Below are 18,530 nucleotides of genomic sequence, written 5' to 3' on the forward strand. Positions count from 1 at the left end.
CTCCTTATCCAGCTAAGCACGCGGATGCGCGTTCGTATAAGCTTCCTTCATCCGCACTTTCGTTAATCGCGTATACATTTGTGTTGTCGATATATCGGCATGTCCAAGCAGCTCTTGCACCGCCCGCAAATCGGCGCCGTTATCCAGCAAGTGAGCGGCAAACGAGTGGCGCAGCGTATGCGGAGTAATATCTCCGTCAATCCCGGCCGCTTTCGCGTACTTTTTTATCATTTTCCAGAAGCCCTGTCTCGTCATTCTCGTGCCAAGCAGGTTAAGAAACAACGCTTCCCTGTCCGAACCGGATTTCAGCAGCAGCTCGTGCCGCCCCGCTTCCATGTATTGTTCCAGAGCCGCCTTTGCCATGCGGCCAAACGGAATAATTCGTTCCTTCAAGCCTCCGCCGACGCAGCGGATAAAGCCAAGCTGCATATTAACGCTGTCGACATTAAGCGAAATCAGCTCGGATACGCGTATGCCGGTTGCGTAAAGCAGCTCCAGCATCGCTTTATCCCGCATGCCGTATGCGCTATCTGGCTGCGGCGCATCGATCAATAAGCTTGCCGTCTCCACTGACAGCACGCTTGGCGCTTTTTTCTCCTGCTTTGGAGCTTCAATATGAATAGCCGGATTTTGCATGATGACGCCTTCGAGCGCCAGATAATGAAAAAAGGCGCGAATCGAAACGATATGTCTCATCAGCGTCGATGCCTTCCGTCCTGTCTCTTTCAGCTGCAGCAAATAATGAGAGAGGTGATGCCTTTGCACATCGGCCGCTGTACACACAGCCTGCTGTCTCAAATAGTCCTGCAAGCCTGTCAAATCCCGGCTATAGGATTCAAGGGTGCTGCGCGACAGCGACTTCTCGATCGTTAAATGTCGAATAAAAGCTTGTATTTGTGCTTCCATTGAAGTTCCTTTCATAGACATTCCAATCATTTCTTCGTTCTTCTTTCCTATTCCACGTTCCGGCTGCCAAATCCTGCTTGCATTAGGCAGCGTTATTCGCCGTACCAATAAAACAAGCGAAGCCGATCCGCCACACTCCCGCTGTCCGGAGCGATCGGATCGGCTTGAAACACCTTCAAGGCGCTGCCTTTCGGCTTCTGATAAGGATTAACAGGCGATATAACGCCGGCAATCCAGTTATACCCGCCCGTAGCGACGATTAACAGCAGCATAAATATAATTGCGAACAATATTCGACTTGCCCATTTGCGCAGCGACAGAATCATAGCTGCCCGGCCTCCTCTACTCACTTAAGCGATATGGGCGGATGCCCGTCCTTATCAACTTATGAGGCTGGCAAATCGAATATGCTCCAAAGACCTTTCGCGATTATGGCGCCAATTCGTCGTACGCGATTGCGCTCAGCCAACGATCGAGAGGCCGATAGCTCATCCCTGTCGCGCTGGCAACCCCTTCATAGGTCACCCAACCGTCATGCGTGTTGACGCCCTTTTGCAACGGCTCGCTGTTTCGTACCGCGTCCCAGCCGCGATTCGCCAAATCCATCGCATACGGCATCGTCGCGTTCGTTAATGCGAAGGTCGAAGTGCGCGGTACGGCTCCGGGAATGTTTGCGACCGCATAATGAACGACGCCATGCTTCACATAGGTCGGATCCATATGCGTCGTCGGCCGATCGACCGTTGCGATCGAACCGCCTTGATCGACCGCTACGTCAACGATTACCGCCCCTTTTTTCATCATCTGCACCATATGCTCGGTTACTAGATGCGGCGCTTTTGCACCCGGAATAAGGACGGCGCCAATCAATAAATCGGCATGGCTGACAGCCTCTGCAATGTGATAGGGGCTGGACATAATCGTCTTGATTCTTCCCCCGAAAATATCGTCCAAATAGCGCATCCGATCTGCGCTCTTCTCTAAAATCGTAACATTCGCGCCCATCCCGAGCGCTATTCTGGCCGCATTAGTGCCTACAATTCCGCCGCCGATAACGACAACGTCCGCAGGTGGAACGCCCGGAACCCCGCCTAGAAGCACGCCGCGCCCGCCGTTGAACGCTTCAAGAAATTGCGACCCGATCTGTACGGAAAGCCGGCCGGCAACCTCGCTCATCGGCGTCAACAGCGGCAAGCTGCCGTTAGGGAGTTGAATGGTTTCATAGGCAATCGCAGTCACTTTATGATCGACTAACGCTTTCGTTAAATCAGGCGCTGCCGCTAAATGCAAATAGGTGAAAAGCAGCAAGCCTTCGCGAAAATAACCGAACTCCGACGCAAGCGGTTCCTTAACCTTCATAATCATATCCGCCTGCTCCCAAACCTCGGACGCCCCCGCTTGTATGACCGCGCCTTCCCGCTCGTAATCCGAATCCTCGAACCCGCTTCCGTTTCCCGCCCCTGTCTCGACAATAACTTCATGGCCTGCGGCCGTAAGCATCGTTACGCCTGCCGGCGTCAAGGCAACGCGATATTCGCTCGCTTTAATTTCTTTTGGCACTCCGACTTTCATAGCCTGACAAGCCTCCCCAGCATCGTCTTATTATATGATGTATGTTCGCCAACCATAGGCTGTCACAACAGATAATAAAATATGTAACTTTGGACACGCGCCTATGCCGCCCTTCCGACTAATCCATACACTGGACTAATGCAGTTATCGAAAATGTTGCGTTTACGGAAAAGGAAGCTCCTGCAAAAACGATAAGGAGGACCACGCGATGCCCAAACTCGAAAAGCTGCTTACCATTCACTCCAGAAAAACCGCTTCTCCCTATACCGTTCGTAAGCTCATAGCCTTTAAGACGGGTCGCTCCTATAGACGCTGCTTGAAATATATGACATCGAAAGGTATGCGACCCTTCAAACGAATACCTGGGAGCCGGTTGATCGGATGCCATATGGACAGCCGTTTTTCGATTAAAAAGCTCTTATCATACAAAACGATTAAGCTAATCGAGCGCGACAAAAAGACGAAGGTTCATGCAAGCCTGCGCCCACACTCGTCCAAAAAGAAATCAAAGCCTTTTCTTGCCGCTTCGGCATCAAACGGTAATGGTAACGGCACAAGCGATCCAGCCTGGAATTTCTTCGCCATCCAAGCGCCGCAAGTATGGAAAAGAACGTTAGGAAGCGGGATCAAGCTCGCGATTATCGATACCGGCATTGCGCCCCATCCAAACCTTCGCATCGCAGGCGGCATAAACACGATTAACGGCGGCAGCTATGCCGATGATAACGGGCATGGCACCCACGTCGCCGGCATTGCTGCGGGTACGGGAAAAAAGGGCTTTCAAGGCGTTGCGCCGAAAGTGAATCTCTATGCCGTTAAAGCGCTGGACAGCTCCGGCGCGGGTTACGTATCCGATATTATTGACGGCATTGAGTGGTGTATTCGAAACAATATGGACATTATCAATATGAGCTTTGGACTGGAGAGCGGAGATTCGAGCGAAACGCTGCGCAATTCGATTAAAAAGGCGGTGGGCAAAGGCATTGTCGTTATTGCCTCGGCGGGCAACTCCGGCCCGAACAATGGCGCGCTGGATGAACCTGCGGCATTTCCGGAAACGATCTCGGTTGCCGCGACGACCAAAACGAATCGAATTGCAAACTTTAGCAGCCGAGGGGAAGGCATCGTCATATCGGCACCTGGCGACAGCATTCGTTCGACATGGATGAACGGCGCTTTTTTTACCGTCTCAGGCACCAGTATGGCCTGCCCTCATGTCGCCGGCGGAGTAGCGCTGCTGCTCGCGCTAAAGCCGAATTTAAGCCCAAGCGAGATTAAATCGCTATTGAAAAAAAACGCCATGAATTTAAGCGATATTCCGCGGACGGCACAAGGATCCGGATTGTTGCAGTTAGGCTTCCTATAGCCGAACGTCCCTCATATATTATGCCAATTAAACGCCAAAACGGCCTGCCGTCCAGTAATCTGGGCAGCAAAGCCGTTTATTTGTCATTTGCTTTTTCATTTTTCGCATTGCAGCGGTGACAGATGCCTTGAAAATCGAGGCGGTGATCAAGTACGGTAAAACCGAACTCCTGATCCAGACGCTCTTCGAGCGGCAGCAGCCAATCCTCTTTAATCTCATCCATCGCTCCGCATTGCACGCAGATCAGGTGATGATGATGGTGCTTGCTGCTGTCCGTACGCAAATCGTACCGGGCAACGCCGTCGCCGAAATTCAGCTTCTCCACCACATGCATCTCGCTAAGCAGCTCCAATGTACGATACACTGTTGCCAATCCAATCTCAGGGGCTTTATCCCGAACAAGCATGAATACATCTTCCGCGCTCAAATGATCGTCTTCATTCTCGAGCAAAACTCGTACGGTTGCTTCACGCTGCGGGGTTAATTTGTAGCCCTGCGACTGTAACTGTTGTTTGATCTTCTCAATCCGGGCTTCCATGATTTCCCCCCTGCCACATGTCTGCTCCAACTTCCGATTAGCTTTCATTATAGGGGTTAAACGACGGTAAAGTCAAACATTTTGCCGTAATATGGCGACCGTTAAACTCGATTCAAGACGTCTGCGAAGCTGCCAGCACAGGCGCCACCCATTGCATCAGCACCGGCGATATGTAGGCTTCCAGCAATGCCGCCCCGGCCAACATAAGCAGCATGAGCAGCGCTGTCGAAGAAAATCCGGCAATTTGCGGCACTAAGCTGCCTTTCTGCTGAAACAGCCTGTTTTTTACGACATACGTAGAGAAAGAGATTGCAGCGACGCTTATTACCATAAACACGGGCACGACTATTAAATTCGGCGGCGCTACAGATACGAGAGAGAACAGAACGCCTTTCCATGCGTGCTGACTAATCAGCGTCCCGATTGCGAAGCCGACCAGCGCGCCTTTCAAGAAGTCGAGAGCAAGCACGAAGGGAACGCCGACGACGGTAATACCCAGTATCCACAGCAAAAAAAGCCATTTGCCATGAAACAGCATTCGCTCCCAGAACGAATGGGAGGCATCCGCCGCCGTGCCGTTATTGACCAAGTTAATATATTGGCTAACGTCGGAAGCAAGCTCTTGCTGCTGCTCGAGCGTAAGCGCATTAACCATAAGGCCTCCGAAAATAACGCCGACTACAAACAGTACCGCGACAAAGACGTACAGCGTAAACTGGCTTTTGTTCGTTTCTTGCAGCATAGGCATTGAGGCGCGCATGCAGATCACTCCTGTCATCAGCAACTTTAAGCATGACATCGGACTTCTATGTCATCTCTACAACGTATGACAGGTTGTCCCGTCTTATGACGGACGCGGGTCAATGTATACTGCTTCTTAAAACTTGCCGGTCGCTGTGTAAAGCTTCCATGCGTATACGGCGAGAATCGTCTTCGCGTCGCTAATCCGTCCTTCAGCAATATAAGCTTCCGCTTGTTCCAGCGAAATCGCCTCGATTTGCAAAAACTCGTCTTCGTCCGGATTTTGCGTCCCAGGAATCAGCTTGTCTGCAAAATACAAATATAGCTTCTCATCCGCAAAGCCGGGCGAAGTATAGAATGCGCTGACCAACTCCAGCTTCTCCGCTCGATAGCCCGTCTCTTCCTCCAGCTCGCGCGCTGCAGCTATTGCCGGGTCTTCGTTCGCATCCAGCTTTCCGGCTGGAATTTCGATCTGAAATTTCTCAAGCGGCTTGCGGAATTGCTCGACGACGAGCAGCTTTCCGTCCAATAACGCCATCACAGCAGCAGCTCCTGGATGCTTCACAATTTCTCTCGTTGCCGTTCTGCCGTCCGGCAGCGCAATTGTATCCACTTGAAGCGAAATAATTTTTCCTTGAAAAATCGGTTCGGTGCTTACCGTTTCCTCGCGCCATTGCATAGGCTCATTTTTCTCCAATTTCATCCGCTCCTCATTCCTTTATATGTATATCAGGTTATAACTTGTCCATAGCGGACATAGATATCATTATATCAAATCATAAGGGGCGAGATAAGAATGAAACAATACATGTCGGCAAAAGAACTGCGTTTGGTAGGCAAGGCATGGGAAATTCGTCACAAGCTGCGCAAGCTTTCTACTGTCAATCCATCTGACGCAACCTTGTCCCAATTGCTCTCCTCCTTCAAATGATCCAAATCGCACCTAAAACAAACGGCCTCTCCTCTCTCAAGGCATTGAGAAGGAGAAGCCGTTTATTTATTTTTCTTTTGACGCTTCTCCAATAATAGAAACGACAAATTCAGTAATTCGGACCAAGTTGGACACTTTGATTTGTTCTTTGGTCGTATGAATGTGCTCGTATCCGACCGCAAGATTTACAGTTGGCACTCCCAGGTCGTTAAAAATATTTGCGTCGCTGCCTCCGCCGGAAACAAAGGTTCGCGGCTCAAGTCCGATCGCTGTCGCTGCCGCTTTTGCGACTAGCACGGGACGCGCATCTTCCTCGTGCATGTACCCAGGATATACGATATGGCTATCAAGCTCGCCTCGTCCGCCGAAATCTTGCGCGGCGCTTTCCACAGCCGCACGCATCGCATCAAGCTGACGGTCAAGCTTTTCCGGCACGATGCTCCGCGCTTCCGCGTCGATTTTGACGAAGTCGCATACGATATTCGTCGCGCCTCCGCCTTCAAATCGGCCTATATTGGCGGTCGTCTCCTTATCGATGCGCCCAAGCGGCATACGGCTGATTGCTTTAGCCGCCACTTGAATAGCGCTTATGCCGTCTTCCGGATTGACCCCGGCATGAGCGGATTTGCCGTACATATTGATCGTCACCTTTGCTTGTGCAGGCGCGGCAATTGCGATATCGCCAATCGAGCCGTTCGAGTCCACCGCATAGCCGAAATCGGCTATCAGTCTGGAACGATCGATTGCCCGCGCGCCGACGAGCCCCGACTCCTCTCCGACGGTAATAACGAATTGAATCCGTCCATGCGGCAAGCTTTGCTCCTTTAACACCCGTATCGCTTCCAGCAGCGCTGCGATGCCCGCTTTGTCGTCGCTCCCGAGAATCGTTGTGCCGTCGCTCCGGATATAGCCGTCATCGTCCAGCTGCGGCTTTATGCCAACTCCAGGCGTTACGGTATCCATATGGCAAGTGAACAGAAGCGCAGGCGCGGATGCTGTATTCTCGCCGGACGGCTCCAAAACAGCGAACAAATTGTTCGCCCCGTGTCCGGTAGCCGCTGCCGCCTCATCCTCTTCAACCGAAAGTCCGAGCTCTTCGAACAAGCCGCGGAGCACTGCGCTTATTTGCCCTTCTTGCTTCGTTTCGCTGTCAACCTTAACTAGTTCTAAAAACTGCTGAACGACTCGTTGCTCATTAACCACCGGCTATGCACTCCCTTACTCAAAGTCACTCTGCCATTGCAGACAGCTATCTATCCATCATATCCAGAAAGCAATCGTTTCTTTCCTCTAAACTTACATGCCGCTCCGCTTCACAACGGAACAAAATTATCGCATACTAGAAAGGTACAAGCTTTTGAAAGGAGAATGATCATGAAATCCCAAAAACTGATCCGCCTCGTCGCCATGATCATCGCAGCATCGGTGCTGCTGTCGACGATCGTTGCCTCGCTAGGCTGGCTATTCTACTAATGAATGCCGCTCGTACCCGAATATCGAGCTGAAATGCGGCACAATTTCCCGTGCCGCTTGTTCGACGGTCATGGACAGCCCCGTTAAATCATTAAAAGACGTTACCCCATATTGCTCGATGCCGCACGGAACGATGCCGCTAAATCCGCCTTGGCCAATGCCCGATACAATGTTCAAAGCAAACCCATGGGACGTAATAAATCCTTTGCGCCCCCGGGAGCGATTGAATTTGACGCCGATCGCGGCAATTTTCTCATCTCCTACCCAAACGCCCGTATACTCCGGTTTTCTCCCTGCCGTAATGCCGTATCCGCTGAGCCAGTTTATAATAACCTGCTCCACGCTGCGCAAATACCCATGCAAATCAAGAGTGGCTGAATCGAGAAAAAGGATCGGATAGCCAACAAGCTGTCCCGGACCGTGATATGTAATATCCCCGCCCCTGTCAATCTCGAATAGGGATATGCCCTGCTCTTTCAATTGCTCCTCATCGAGCAACAAATGCTCGGGATGACGGTCAGAGCCGATTGTGTAAGTCGGCGGATGCTGAAGAAGGAGAAGCGTCTCCGGACGCTCCTCCTTGTCGATTTGCTGCACGATCGATTTTTGCAAATCCCACGCTGCGGCATATTCAAGCATCGGGATGTAACGGGCTTCCAAAGCCGTTCTTGCGTTTGTCATGCCGAAAACCCCGTTTCCTATAAAAATACATTAATACAGTTTAGTGTCGCTGTTGAAGCTTTCCAGATTATCCTTGACCCGCTGCAAAAAACGGCCGCAAATAATGCCGTCCAGAATACGGTGATCAAGCGAGAAGCACATATTAGCCATCGAACGGATGGCAATCATGTCATTAATGACGACAGGACGCTTCACAATCGATTCGAACGTAATAATCGCCGCTTGCGGATAATTAATAATTGGATTTGTAATGATCGAACCGAACGAACCGGTATTATTGACCGTAAACGTACCGCCTTGCATATCCGAAAGCGTCAGCTTGCCTTCGCGTCCGCGGCGGGCCAAGTCGTCGATTTCTTTGGCAAGTCCGGCGATCGTTTTGTGATCGGCATTTTTAATAACCGGCGTCGCAACCGATTCTTCTGTGCCGACGGCAAGCGAAATGTTAATATCGCGCTTGACGATAATTTTATCGACCGCCCACATCGAATTGATAATCGGAAAATCCTTGATCGCATTGACGACTGCTTTGAGAACAAATGCCAGGTAGGTTAAATTAACCCCTTCCCGTTTCATAAATTCATCCTTCAGCTTATTGCGAAGCGCAACGAGATTCGTCACGTCCACTTCAATCATCATCCAGCCATGCGGAATTTCCGTCACGCTTTGTTTCATATTGCGTGCAATCGCGCTGCGAATCGGCGTAACGTCGATATATTCTTCGCCTCTGCCGAGCGCCGGAGGCTGAATGGTTGGAATGCGCGGCGTTTCCGTCAGATGCAGACCGGAGGAACGAACTTCCGTCTTCGATACATCGACGCTGCTCTCCGAGCGAGCAGCAGACGAATTGGAGCTCGACGCAACATACGCAAGAATATCCTTGCGTGTAATGCGGCCGCCAATTCCGGTCCCTGGTACGTCAGCAAGCTTAATGCCATGCTCGGCTGCGAGCTGCTGCACAGCAGGCGAGTAACGGTTGCGCATCGAACCGCCTTCGTCAGAAGCGGAAGGCGTTGCGACCGTTGCAGAGACAGATGCTGCTTCACTCGCTGCCGGCGCGCCTTCCTCATTTTCCGATGCGATATAACAGACTACCGTTCCGACCGGAACGGTCTCGCCGTTCCCGACAACAATTCTCGTCAACGTCCCCGAAACCGTCGAAGGAAGCTCGGCGCTGACTTTATCCGTAATTAGCTCGCAAAGCGGCTCGTACATATCGACATGGTCCCCGGGTTGTTTCAACCATTTGTCAATGGTTGCGGACACAAGCGATTCCGCAAGCTGCGGTATGACGATTTCTTTTTCCACTTTCATTACTTCCAACTCCCAACCCTTACTAGAGGATGTTCAAAAATCCCGCTTTGATCACGAAGCTATTCAAGGAGCAGATTCGACTTCGAATCTTGAATTCAGCCAGTCGAAAGCACTTCTTATGTGCTGAAAACCGAAATTTTTGAACTTGCATTTTAGTCAAATTCCGTTCAAGTCTACACTAGTAAAGCGCAAGGCTGCGCATCGCTTCCAGCACTTTTTCTTTATTGAGCATAAAGAACTTCTCGCCCGGCGGGTTAATCGGCATTGCCGGCACGTCCGGACTGCAAAGACGGCTGATCGGAGCATCCAACTCATAGAGAATCTCTTCGGCAATAATCGCCGCTACTTCAGCGCCTACTCCGCCTGTCTTATTATCCTCATGTACAATAAGAACTTTGCCGGTTTTGCGAACCGCTTCAAGAATCGCTTCCTTGTCCAACGGCTGAATCGTGCGCAAATCGAGAATATGCGCGCTGATTCCTTCCTGCTCCAGCTCGGCTGCAGCCTGCTCGACGAACAAGAGCGGCATGCTGTATCCGATGACCGTAATATCGTCGCCTTCGCGAAGCACATTGGCTTTGCCTATCGGCACAATGTAATCTTCCTCAGGCACATCGCCGGTAATAAGCTTATAGCTCTTCTTATTCTCGAAATAAATAACCGGATCCGGGTCGCGAACGGCTGCTTTCAACAGCCCTTTCGCATCGTATGGCCGGTATGGCGCAACGATTTTCAACCCTGGCGTGCCGAAAAATACAGACTCCGGACATTGTGAATGGTACAATCCGCCAAATATGCCGCCGCCAATAGGCGCACGGATAACGACCGGACAGTTCCAATCATTGTTCGAGCGGTATCGAATTTTGGCCGCTTCGCTAATAATCTGGTTCGTTGCCGGGAACATGAAATCGGAATATTGCATTTCAGCGATCGGCTTCATGCCGTACATCGCAGCGCCAATAGCCACGCCGGCAATCGCCGATTCCGCGAGCGGCGTATCCATTGCGCGCATCTCGCCGAACTGCTCCTGCAAGCCTTTCGTCGTCGTAAACACGCCGCCTTTAACGCCAACGTCCTCGCCAAGCACGAATACGTCTTCGTCGCGTTCCATTTCTTCCTTCATGGCCAATCGAATTGCCTCTATATATTCCATCTTTGCCATCAGAGACTACCTCCTTGCTCGGCGTCATCGGCATATACATGAAGCATTACCGATTCTGGCTCAGGGAACGGCGCTTTGTCGCCGTATTCAGTCGCTTCGTCGATCTGTTTGCGAATGGATGCAAGCAGCTGCGCTTCGCGCTCCTCGTCCCAAATGCCGCAATCGATCAAATATTGCTTAAATTTAGGAATACCGTCCTTCGCGCGGTTCTCATCCACTTCTTCCTTCGTCCGGTAAGCCAAATCGTTATCGGAAGTCGAATGCGGCGAAAGGCGGTACATCATAGCTTCGATCAATGTCGGCCCTTCACCCGCTATCGCACGCTCGCGCGCCTCTTTTACAACGCGGAACACTTCAAGCGCGTCGTTGCCGTCTACGCGGATGCCTGGGAAGCCGTAGCCAATTGCGCGGTCAGCAACGCGTCCGCCAAGTTGCTTATGAACTGGCACCGAAATCGCGTATTGGTTATTCTCGCACATCAAAATAACAGGAAGCTTCTGAACGCCGGCAAAATTGCAGCCTTCATGGAAGTCGCCCTGATTGCTCGAACCTTCGCCAAACGTCACGAAGCTGACGATCGGTTTCTTCTTCATCTTCGCTGCTAAAGCGATACCGACTGCGTGCGGCACTTGTGTCGTTACCGGGCTGGAGCCCGTTACGATACGCAGCCGCTTGCTGCCGAAATGGCCCGGCATTTGCCGGCCGCCGCTGTTTGGGTCTTCCGCTTTGGCAAATACGGAAAGCATCAGTTCTTTAACCGTCATGCCGACAGCTAAAACAAATCCGTAGTCGCGATAATAAGGCAAAAAATAATCGTTCTGTCTATCGAGCGCGAAGGCCGCAGCTACTTGAGCGACTTCTTGTCCGATTCCGGATACGTGAAAGTTAATTTTACCAGCACGCTGAAGCAGCATATTGCGTTCATCAAATTTTCTCGCGAGCTGCATGGTTGCGTACATTTCAATGGCTTGATCATCGGTAAGGCCTAATTCCGTATGTGGAAAGTTTTGTTTTGTCGTCTTGGTCATATGGAAACGCCTCCTTTATAACCTGGTACTAATACTTGATGTTATTTATTATAACCCCATTGCGTTGGTATTGAAAACGTGACAAATGTAATGACTTTATCATGAACGATAAAGGCGCAAATTAGAACGAAATCGCTTTGCCGTCAACGGCAAGCATTGCTTCGCCAAGCGCTTCGGCAAGCGTCGGATGCGGATGAATCATCTGTCCGACTTCCCATGGCGTCGCGTCGAGAATGCCGGCAAGCGCGGCTTCCGATATTAAATCTGTCGCATGCGGGCCAATCATATGCACGCCTAGAATATCATTCGTTTTTCGGTCGGCAATCACTTTAACAAAGCCGTCCGTTTCGCCAAGAACGATCGCTTTGCCGATCGCTTGAAACGGTATTTTTCCGGTCTTTACGTCATGCCCTTTCATGCGCGCGCCGTCTTCCGTCAGCCCGAAGGAAGCGATCTCCGGACGGGAATAAATGCATCTCGGAATAAGATGCGCCGGTGTAGCCGGCTTTTTCACTCCCGCAATATGTTCTACTGCGTGCACGCCTTCATGGGCAGCCGCATGCGCTAGCTGAACGCCGCCTATGCAGTCGCCGATCGCATAAATATGCGGCTCAGTCGTTTGGCCGTATTCATTGACGCGAATGAAGCCGTCTTTCGTTTTCACATCGGTATTCTCAAGTCCGATTCCTTCAACATTGGCTTGACGCCCTACCGAAAGCAGCATTTTCTCGGCCGTCAGCACGACGTCGCCTTCAGAGGTCGCTGCCGGCACCGTTATGCCATCGCTGCCAACAACCATTTGCTCCGTATGTAATTGTACGCTTGTCAACACGCGAACGCCCCGGCGTCTGAGCAGACGAGTAAGCTCTGCCGATACTTCTGCATCTTCTCCAGGAAGCAATCGTACGCCTGCTTCGACAATCGTTACCTGAACGCCGAAATCCTGAAGCATTGACGCCCATTCCACCCCAATTACGCCGCCCCCGACAATCATCATCGAGCCCGGCAATTTTTCCATTCGAAGCGCATCATCGCTTGTCAAAATTGCGGTGCCGTTCGGTGTGATGCCCGGAAGCGTACGCGGACGGGAGCCGGTTGCGATAATCAAGTTCGCGGAAACGACTGATTCCATTTCGCCGTCCGGGAGCTCTACCGCAAGCGAGCCGCTGCGCGGAGAAAAAATCGAAGGGCCGATTACACGGCCTTTCCCTTGCATCACTTGAATGCCGTTCTTCTTCATTAAATGCTGCAAGCCGCGATAAAGCTGATCAACCGTTTTTTCTTTACGTACTTGCACTTTGCTGAAATCAAGCGTTGCGCCCTCTAACGAAATGCCATATGTATCTGCTTCAAGCAGTGTCGCATATACCTCAGCGCTGCGAAGCAGTGATTTGCTTGGAATGCAGCCCTTGTGCAAGCATGTGCCGCCGAGCTTGTCCGCCTCGACAATAGCAACGCTCTTGCCAAGCTGCGCCGCGCGAATTGCTGCCGTATATCCGCCAACGCCCCCGCCCAAAATTGCTATATCAACTTGTATCGCCATTGTATTTCCCTCCACCGCATGCTTTTAGTCACTTCACCTATTGTACCTTTTTTCATTCCTATTTACATCCCTATTTGCCCTGCGCCATTCCGAAATAGACAGTGTGCGTTGAAAAAGGTATCATAGAAGCATTATGTTGCACAAGGAGATTATTGTTTCATGAAATTGGTTACCGCCAGACTAATTGCCGTCATTATTCTCGTTATACCAGGGCTTCTCGCCTGCTTCGGCTTTCTTCGCATGAAAAATGAAGTGTTCCACTATTTTTCCGATTTCGGCAATGACGCCGTCGTTCCCGATTTTCAATGGCTCAGCTTTTTGCTGGGGCTTATCATGTTTGCAGCGGGAGCCGGTTTTATCGGCGGCTGGATTTTTTTCCGCGATCGCAAGCGCAACTATGTGGCGACAAGATTCCGCGAGAAAAAGCCGCGTCCGCCAAAACCGCAAGCTTAATATGCAATTGAAAAAGAGGCCGTCTCAAAAGAGGTTCGCTCGCTAGAGAAATGGCTCGCATCAGTAAATTACAAAAGTGAATTTCATAAAAATAGCGTTGCGGAGAGCTATCCCTGCAACGTTATTTTTTGATTTTTATCCTTTGCAGCTTTCTTCAGCAAATGATGGGCAAGTGAAAGCCACCCGAACTCTAGGCCGACTTTCGGCAAGCCTCGAAGCAGGAACCGGCGGAATCCTCGGTTATTCTTGATTTGGCAATTAATTGACAGGTTAATGGCAAACGAAACATTTAAATGATTCTAGGGAAGCGTCAGCGTTCGTTTTTGTGAAGGGATTCCAACTTTACCTCGTTGATTCAAAGGATTCCCTGAGCAATGGCGATAGGAAGAACATTTCAATGTGCAGTTTGCTGTTTAACCTAAATAAAACAGGGGGTATCCCATCGTCATTTTAATGACTTATGGGACACCCCCCTTTTGTCCGAGCAGCACTATTTTTTAAAGTGATAAGGCACCGTCGTAACGATAACATTTCGCGTAAATAACAAATGCGTTCGAAGCATGAGACTGGATTGATTATGCAGGATGTTATGCCATGCTTTTTTCGGAATGAACTGCGGGATAACTACCGTTACTTGATAGTTGGATTCTCTGGCTTTCCGTTCAACCGTATCGATAAATTTCATAAGCGGCTCTTTTAAATTCCGATACGGCGAATGAAGCGTAACCAATCGGACATCGGGCTGCCACTTTTTCCATTTCTGCTCGAAAGCCGCCTCTTCATCCCTTTCGAATGGAATGTGTACAGCAATAATCTGGTGAGCGTGGAGCGATTTCGCATAGTTAATCGAGTTTTCAACAACATGAGTTATGCCCGCTACAGGGACAATAATGATATTGCCTTCGATCGGAATGACCGGTTCGCAGCTCGATGTGCTTAATTGCTCGGCTACCGCCTCATAATGCTTATAAATGCGGGTTAACAGCAGCAAGATAAGCGGCATGAAGACCAGCACCGGCCACACTTGACCGAACTTGGTCAAGAAGAACATCATGCAGACGATAAAGCTGATGATCGCCCCGACTAAATTTATCGTTAGCTTGATCGGCCAGCCCTTTGGCCTCTCCCGCATCCACTTCAGCGTCATGCCGGTCTGAGAAAGCGTGAATGGAATAAATACACCGACTGCGTAGAGCGGAATCAAATGCTCGGTCTTGCCTTCAAACGCAATAATCAGCACAATGGACAGCAAGCCTAAGCTGATTATGCCGTTGGAATAGCCGAGACGGTCACCGCGAATCGAGAACATACGCGGAAAATATTTGTCTTTCGACAGGTTGACCGCCAGCAGCGGGAATGCAGAATAACCGGTATTAGCCGCCAGAATCAAAATGAGGGCAGTTGTTCCTTGAATGAAAAAGTACATGAAATTTCGTCCGAATACTTGCTCTGCAATATCGGAAACGACAGTCACTTCCGGGCGCGGGCTAATGCCGTAATAATAAGCCAGAAACACAATGCCTGAGAACAGGACCGCCAGCAAAATGCCCATCGCCATTAATGTTTTGGCGGCATTGTTCGGAGCAGGCGCTTTGAAATTCGGAATCGCATTTGAAATCGCTTCGACTCCCGTAAGCGCCGAGCTGCCGGATGCAAAAGCTTTTAATAGAAGGAAAAGGCTGATTCCGGCGACCGGCGTACCGAGCGAAGTATGCAGTTCCGGCGCAACGTCACCGGCGACAATCCGATAAATGCCGACGCCAATCAGTACGAATAATGCCAATACGAACAGATAAACAGGGTACGCGAGGACGGAAGCTGATTCCGTTACGCCTCGCAAGTTCAGTATCGTAATGAACAGTACAAAGGTTACTGCAATGATGACATTGTATGAATGCAGGCTTGGAAAAGCGGATGTAATCGCATCCGTGCCAGCCGACACGCTTACGGCTACGGTCAAAATATAATCGACGAGCAAAGAACCGCCTGCGATCAGACCGGGAAAACGCCCTAAGTTTTGCTTGGATACAACATATGCCCCCCCGCCTTGCGGATAAGCGAAAATAATTTGCTGATACGAAAGAATGAGAGCAAGCAGCAATACAAGCACGCCGATGGCAATCGGTATCGAGTACCAGAACGCAGCAGCTCCTACTGTCATAAGCACTATCAAGATTTGCTCCGGACCGTAAGCTACGGAGGATAAAGCGTCAGAAGACAGTATCGCTAATGCTTTCGTTTTATTAAGCTTTTGTTCGCCGAGCTCCGTCGATTTCAAAGGTCTTCCGATTAAAATTCTTTTAAGAATGGCTAACATAATTCCACCCCGTACTTTCTGATCTGATCATTAAGTTCTTATTTATATTCTCCCGCATACGCCTTTTTAAGCGCACGAAAAAACACAGGCAGGAGCCTGTGTTTTCAACACATGTCACAACCCTTCTCTCATTCAACGCTGACGAGGTTAGCTGACGGATTCGGACGGCGAGAGTCGCCCTACCTGACGGATCAGGATTCACCCCATTCGAAGAATGCCCGCTTTCTCGGCAAGTCTTCAAGATTGGTTCCCCCGTTTTCCATTACGGAAATTTAGCGATAAGGAATATTTAGTTTTCATTTCTTGGAGTACGGAGTAATATTACGCCTGCCGCCTAATATTGTAAAACACGCTTTAACGCTAAATTGGATGCTCTTTGCAAAAGGGCATTTAGTTATGCGCTTACATAATGAGCTATCGCTCAAAAGCTTCGATTATTGTCCATTTGCTTCGTTTTTGCCCACTTTGAACAAAAAAAACGAAACCATTCGAATACAACGCTGCGAATTTTCCGTTAATTTCCACAAAAATAACACTCGATTAACTCAACAGGCCAGACCTAACTCTGCCATATTAGTTTCAATTATTGATTATATGCATAGAGGATAGTGTCAAAATCTTTTGAAATGACTTTAAATGAAAGAAAGAGGGATTATATGAAAAAATCAGGTTCTAAGCCTAGACGTGGATCGCTACGTCCTAGTTGTCCTTTTAGAATAATTTTTTCACTGGGTATTACGATAAAACAAGCGTTAATTAAAACAGAAATCATTAGATTCAAACCAAACGGAAAAGTTTTCTTAAATCTAAACTTGTACAAAATTATACTTTCCACTTAAACAATCGATTATATCCACAATCGCTAATTAATTTTCTTATACAACGTGGAGATGTTATTAGATTCACGACAAGAGATAAGAGAATTGAAGTTGTAATTGTATAATAAAAATTCCCTTATTAAGCATTGAAGAGGGATTTATCTAAAAAAAACAGCAAAACAGTCATGTACAAACAAGTAACTTTCTCTTCAAAATCAAAAACCTCCATCTTTCTTTAAATTAGTAAAATTTGTTTCGACCCTTATCTTATTTCGGTTATTTTTCCCAAAAATGAATACTGGCTTGAAAATAATCCTAAAAGCGACAATGCAGAGCAGAGAATACTACGACGTACTAGCTTTTAATATTAAATCGTTGCGAAGTGCAAATTCCAGTATAGTAAGATCCCTCTTAAGCATAAATCTTGTAGAATACTCCTCTTCACAGTTCCTATTTAAGACTCTCAATCTAGCCATAGCATCATCGATACTCATCCAGGTGACGTAAAATAGTCTGTGTACCATGATCTGGAGTCTATCCAGAACATAAAAAAGTAGGGTATCCTCGGGATTGCGACATCACCAAGAGGAGGACCCTACTCGATGATTAATATACCCGAAAATGCATTTAATGATCTACTTGAAAATACTGTTACCAAATTACTGCAAGAGAAGCTTGAACTGCTACTTCGTGAAGAGATCAAAAACTTTTTGACAGTGGAGCATCCTAATTCGCGTAACAGTCGTAACGGTCACTACAAACGCACTTTCCAAACTCGCTACGGAACGATTAATGAACTCCACGTGCCTCGCGACCGCAAAGGGACCTTCCAAACACGTCTGTTCCAGCCGTATCAACGACGGGAAGGTTGGCTCGAAGAGGCCATCATCCACATGTACAAAGGCGGCATGAGCACACGCGAAGTGGCCAAATTTGTGGAAAGCATGTTCGGCGCGCAATACTCACCAACCACGATCAGCAACATTACGCAGACGGTCATGGAGGACATCGAGCAGTGGCAGAACCGTCCGCTTGAGAAACGCTACTCCGTGATTTATCTAGATGGCCTCTACGTTAAACTCAAACGAAACACGGTAAGCAGCGAAGCCGTTTATTTGGCCATGGGAATTGATGAGAAAGGCATTCGCCAAATCCTCGGCTTCTATGTCGGCGGGCATGAAAGCTCCAACGGCTGGCGGGAGGTGCTCAAAGACCTCAAGAAGCGTGGTGCTACTGATGTACTTCTCGGTGTGTTTGACGGTTTGCCAGGCCTTGAAGAAGCTTTTCGTGAGATCTACCCAATGGCAGATGTCCAGCACTGCGTGGTCCATAAGGTGCGCGCGACATTCCCTAAAATCCGCGTTTCGGACAAGACGGAGTTTCTCGAGGACCTGAAACAGGTGTATACCGCTATCGATGGCGATGTCGCGAAAGCCGTGTTCGATGGTTTCAAGGACAAGTGGCGCAAACAGTACCCAAAGGAGGTGAAGTCCTGGGAAGAGCAGCTCCCAACGCTTCTGACCTTCTACAAGTACCCCGAACTAACAAGGCGGGCCATCTACACAACAAATCCGATCGAGCGTATGAACAAAGAACTACGCAAACGATTAAAGCCGATGAATAGCCTTACTAATATTGAAGCGGCAGAAAAGATCATTTACCTGCAAGCACTAGATTACAACGAAAA

18 protein-coding genes, 1 pseudogene and 1 riboswitch are annotated in these 18,530 nt (G+C 49.3%); of the genes and pseudogenes, 5 read left to right on the plus strand and 14 right to left on the minus strand.

All coding sequences use genetic code 11. From position 1 onward, the window contains the following. Positions 1-12: 12 nt before the first annotated feature. The 3 genes from xerD to ald all read right to left on the minus strand — a co-directional run bounded on the left by xerD (position 13) and on the right by ald (position 2,478). Entirely contained in the window at positions 13-906 is an 894-nt protein-coding gene (gene xerD / locus GOM71_RS06360) for a site-specific tyrosine recombinase XerD (RefSeq protein ID WP_156278907.1), read from the minus strand. Positions 907-998: 92 nt separating this feature from the next. Continuing rightward, the gene (locus tag GOM71_RS06365) at positions 999-1,232 is read right to left on the minus strand and encodes a DUF4227 family protein (RefSeq protein ID WP_156278909.1); all 234 of its coding nucleotides are present in this window, start codon (positions 1,230-1,232) and stop codon (positions 999-1,001) included. Between the two features lie 103 nt (positions 1,233-1,335). Continuing rightward, entirely contained in the window at positions 1,336-2,478 is a 1,143-nt protein-coding gene (gene ald, locus GOM71_RS06370; RefSeq protein WP_156278911.1) for an alanine dehydrogenase, read from the minus strand. 208 nt (positions 2,479-2,686) lie between these two features. Between ald and GOM71_RS06375 the strand changes: the two genes are divergently transcribed. After that, complete coding sequence (locus GOM71_RS06375; protein WP_156278913.1) at positions 2,687-3,844, plus strand: S8 family peptidase; 1,158 nt, start codon at positions 2,687-2,689, stop codon at positions 3,842-3,844. A 76-nt stretch (positions 3,845-3,920) separates the two neighbouring features. Here GOM71_RS06375 and fur read toward each other — a convergent pair whose 3' ends face one another. The 3 genes from fur to GOM71_RS06390 form a co-directional block, all read right to left on the minus strand. Beyond that, entirely contained in the window at positions 3,921-4,382 is a 462-nt protein-coding gene (gene fur / locus GOM71_RS06380) for a ferric iron uptake transcriptional regulator (protein ID WP_156278915.1), read from the minus strand. Between the two features lie 112 nt (positions 4,383-4,494). After that, the gene (spoIIM, locus tag GOM71_RS06385) at positions 4,495-5,142 is read right to left on the minus strand and encodes a stage II sporulation protein M (RefSeq protein WP_156278917.1); all 648 of its coding nucleotides are present in this window, start codon (positions 5,140-5,142) and stop codon (positions 4,495-4,497) included. 117 nt (positions 5,143-5,259) lie between these two features. Continuing rightward, positions 5,260-5,826: an NUDIX hydrolase gene (locus GOM71_RS06390; RefSeq protein ID WP_173275290.1), complete on the minus strand. Its 567-nt coding sequence runs from the start codon at positions 5,824-5,826 to the stop codon at positions 5,260-5,262. Positions 5,827-5,919: 93 nt separating this feature from the next. Here GOM71_RS06390 and mciZ point away from each other — a divergent pair, with 93 nt between their 5' ends. Beyond that, positions 5,920-6,054, plus strand: a complete 135-nt coding sequence (gene mciZ, locus GOM71_RS06395) for a Z-ring formation inhibitor MciZ (RefSeq protein ID WP_156278919.1) — start codon at positions 5,920-5,922, stop codon at positions 6,052-6,054. 66 nt (positions 6,055-6,120) lie between these two features. Here mciZ and GOM71_RS06400 read toward each other — a convergent pair whose 3' ends face one another. Continuing rightward, positions 6,121-7,257 carry a M20/M25/M40 family metallo-hydrolase gene (locus tag GOM71_RS06400; protein WP_367649489.1) on the minus strand — a complete coding sequence of 379 codons (1,137 nt, stop codon included), beginning with the start codon at positions 7,255-7,257 and terminating at the stop codon, positions 6,121-6,123. A gap of 171 nt (positions 7,258-7,428) precedes the next feature. Here GOM71_RS06400 and GOM71_RS25115 point away from each other — a divergent pair, with 171 nt between their 5' ends. After that, entirely contained in the window at positions 7,429-7,527 is a 99-nt protein-coding gene (locus GOM71_RS25115; protein ID WP_483311025.1) for a stressosome-associated protein Prli42, read from the plus strand. On the opposite strand, the gene lipB is transcribed toward GOM71_RS25115, so the two are convergent. The 5 genes from lipB to lpdA all read right to left on the minus strand — a co-directional run bounded on the left by lipB (position 7,516) and on the right by lpdA (position 13,255). After that, complete coding sequence (gene lipB / locus GOM71_RS06405; protein ID WP_156278921.1) at positions 7,516-8,208, minus strand: lipoyl(octanoyl) transferase LipB; 693 nt, start codon at positions 8,206-8,208, stop codon at positions 7,516-7,518. The genes GOM71_RS25115 and lipB overlap by 12 nt on opposite strands. Before the next feature lie 30 nt (positions 8,209-8,238). Then, positions 8,239-9,522: a dihydrolipoamide acetyltransferase family protein gene (locus GOM71_RS06410; protein ID WP_156278923.1), complete on the minus strand. Its 1,284-nt coding sequence runs from the start codon at positions 9,520-9,522 to the stop codon at positions 8,239-8,241. Positions 9,523-9,700: 178 nt separating this feature from the next. Beyond that, the gene (locus tag GOM71_RS06415) at positions 9,701-10,684 is read right to left on the minus strand and encodes an alpha-ketoacid dehydrogenase subunit beta (RefSeq protein WP_156278925.1); all 984 of its coding nucleotides are present in this window, start codon (positions 10,682-10,684) and stop codon (positions 9,701-9,703) included. Next, positions 10,684-11,712: a thiamine pyrophosphate-dependent dehydrogenase E1 component subunit alpha gene (locus tag GOM71_RS06420; protein WP_156278927.1), complete on the minus strand. Its 1,029-nt coding sequence runs from the start codon at positions 11,710-11,712 to the stop codon at positions 10,684-10,686. The genes GOM71_RS06415 and GOM71_RS06420 overlap by 1 nt, the downstream gene beginning before the upstream one ends. A gap of 121 nt (positions 11,713-11,833) precedes the next feature. Beyond that, positions 11,834-13,255, minus strand: coding sequence for a dihydrolipoyl dehydrogenase (gene lpdA, locus GOM71_RS06425; RefSeq protein ID WP_156278929.1), 1,422 nt, complete (start codon positions 13,253-13,255; stop codon positions 11,834-11,836). Between the two features lie 159 nt (positions 13,256-13,414). Between lpdA and GOM71_RS06430 the strand changes: the two genes are divergently transcribed. Continuing rightward, complete coding sequence (locus GOM71_RS06430; protein WP_156278931.1) at positions 13,415-13,708, plus strand: DUF2627 domain-containing protein; 294 nt, start codon at positions 13,415-13,417, stop codon at positions 13,706-13,708. A gap of 107 nt (positions 13,709-13,815) precedes the next feature. Here the strand turns inward: GOM71_RS06430 and GOM71_RS24335 are convergent. Beyond that, a pseudogene (locus GOM71_RS24335) lies at positions 13,816-13,959 on the minus strand (transposase); the annotation flags it as partial. A gap of 239 nt (positions 13,960-14,198) precedes the next feature. Next, positions 14,199-16,025 carry an APC family permease gene (locus tag GOM71_RS06435; protein WP_156278933.1) on the minus strand — a complete coding sequence of 609 codons (1,827 nt, stop codon included), beginning with the start codon at positions 16,023-16,025 and terminating at the stop codon, positions 14,199-14,201. 120 nt (positions 16,026-16,145) lie between these two features. Further along, positions 16,146-16,313: riboswitch (cyclic di-AMP (ydaO/yuaA leader) on the minus strand. 1,132 nt (positions 16,314-17,445) lie between these two features. Here GOM71_RS06435 and GOM71_RS06440 point away from each other — a divergent pair. Continuing rightward, the coding region (locus GOM71_RS06440) for an IS256 family transposase (protein ID WP_156278935.1) at positions 17,446-18,530 on the plus strand (1,085 nt) is incomplete at its 3' end.

The sequence above is a fragment of the Paenibacillus sp. NEAU-GSW1 genome, from assembly GCF_009737085.1.
Lineage (GTDB): Bacteria > Bacillota > Bacilli > Paenibacillales > Paenibacillaceae > Pristimantibacillus.

What these genes read in the sequence shown, in the direction of transcription:
- xerD (WP_156278907.1), bottom strand. Translation starts at nt 906, where the DNA reads ATGGAAGCACAAATACAAGCTTTTATTCGACATTTAACGATCGAGAAG.
- GOM71_RS06365 (WP_156278909.1), bottom strand. Translation starts at nt 1,232, where the DNA reads ATGATTCTGTCGCTGCGCAAATGGGCAAGTCGAATATTGTTCGCAATT.
- ald (WP_156278911.1), bottom strand. Translation starts at nt 2,478, where the DNA reads ATGAAAGTCGGAGTGCCAAAAGAAATTAAAGCGAGCGAATATCGCGTT.
- GOM71_RS06375 (WP_156278913.1), top strand. Translation starts at nt 2,687, where the DNA reads ATGCCCAAACTCGAAAAGCTGCTTACCATTCACTCCAGAAAAACCGCT.
- fur (WP_156278915.1), bottom strand. Translation starts at nt 4,382, where the DNA reads ATGGAAGCCCGGATTGAGAAGATCAAACAACAGTTACAGTCGCAGGGC.
- spoIIM (WP_156278917.1), bottom strand. Translation starts at nt 5,142, where the DNA reads ATGCGCGCCTCAATGCCTATGCTGCAAGAAACGAACAAAAGCCAGTTT.
- GOM71_RS06390 (WP_173275290.1), bottom strand. Translation starts at nt 5,826, where the DNA reads ATGAAATTGGAGAAAAATGAGCCTATGCAATGGCGCGAGGAAACGGTA.
- mciZ (WP_156278919.1), top strand. Translation starts at nt 5,920, where the DNA reads ATGAAACAATACATGTCGGCAAAAGAACTGCGTTTGGTAGGCAAGGCA.
- GOM71_RS25115 (WP_483311025.1), top strand. Translation starts at nt 7,429, where the DNA reads ATGAAATCCCAAAAACTGATCCGCCTCGTCGCCATGATCATCGCAGCA.
- lipB (WP_156278921.1), bottom strand. Translation starts at nt 8,208, where the DNA reads ATGACAAACGCAAGAACGGCTTTGGAAGCCCGTTACATCCCGATGCTT.
- GOM71_RS06410 (WP_156278923.1), bottom strand. Translation starts at nt 9,522, where the DNA reads ATGAAAGTGGAAAAAGAAATCGTCATACCGCAGCTTGCGGAATCGCTT.
- GOM71_RS06415 (WP_156278925.1), bottom strand. Translation starts at nt 10,684, where the DNA reads ATGGCAAAGATGGAATATATAGAGGCAATTCGATTGGCCATGAAGGAA.
- GOM71_RS06420 (WP_156278927.1), bottom strand. Translation starts at nt 11,712, where the DNA reads ATGACCAAGACGACAAAACAAAACTTTCCACATACGGAATTAGGCCTT.
- lpdA (WP_156278929.1), bottom strand. Translation starts at nt 13,255, where the DNA reads ATGGCGATACAAGTTGATATAGCAATTTTGGGCGGGGGCGTTGGCGGA.
- GOM71_RS06430 (WP_156278931.1), top strand. Translation starts at nt 13,415, where the DNA reads ATGAAATTGGTTACCGCCAGACTAATTGCCGTCATTATTCTCGTTATA.
- GOM71_RS06435 (WP_156278933.1), bottom strand. Translation starts at nt 16,025, where the DNA reads ATGTTAGCCATTCTTAAAAGAATTTTAATCGGAAGACCTTTGAAATCG.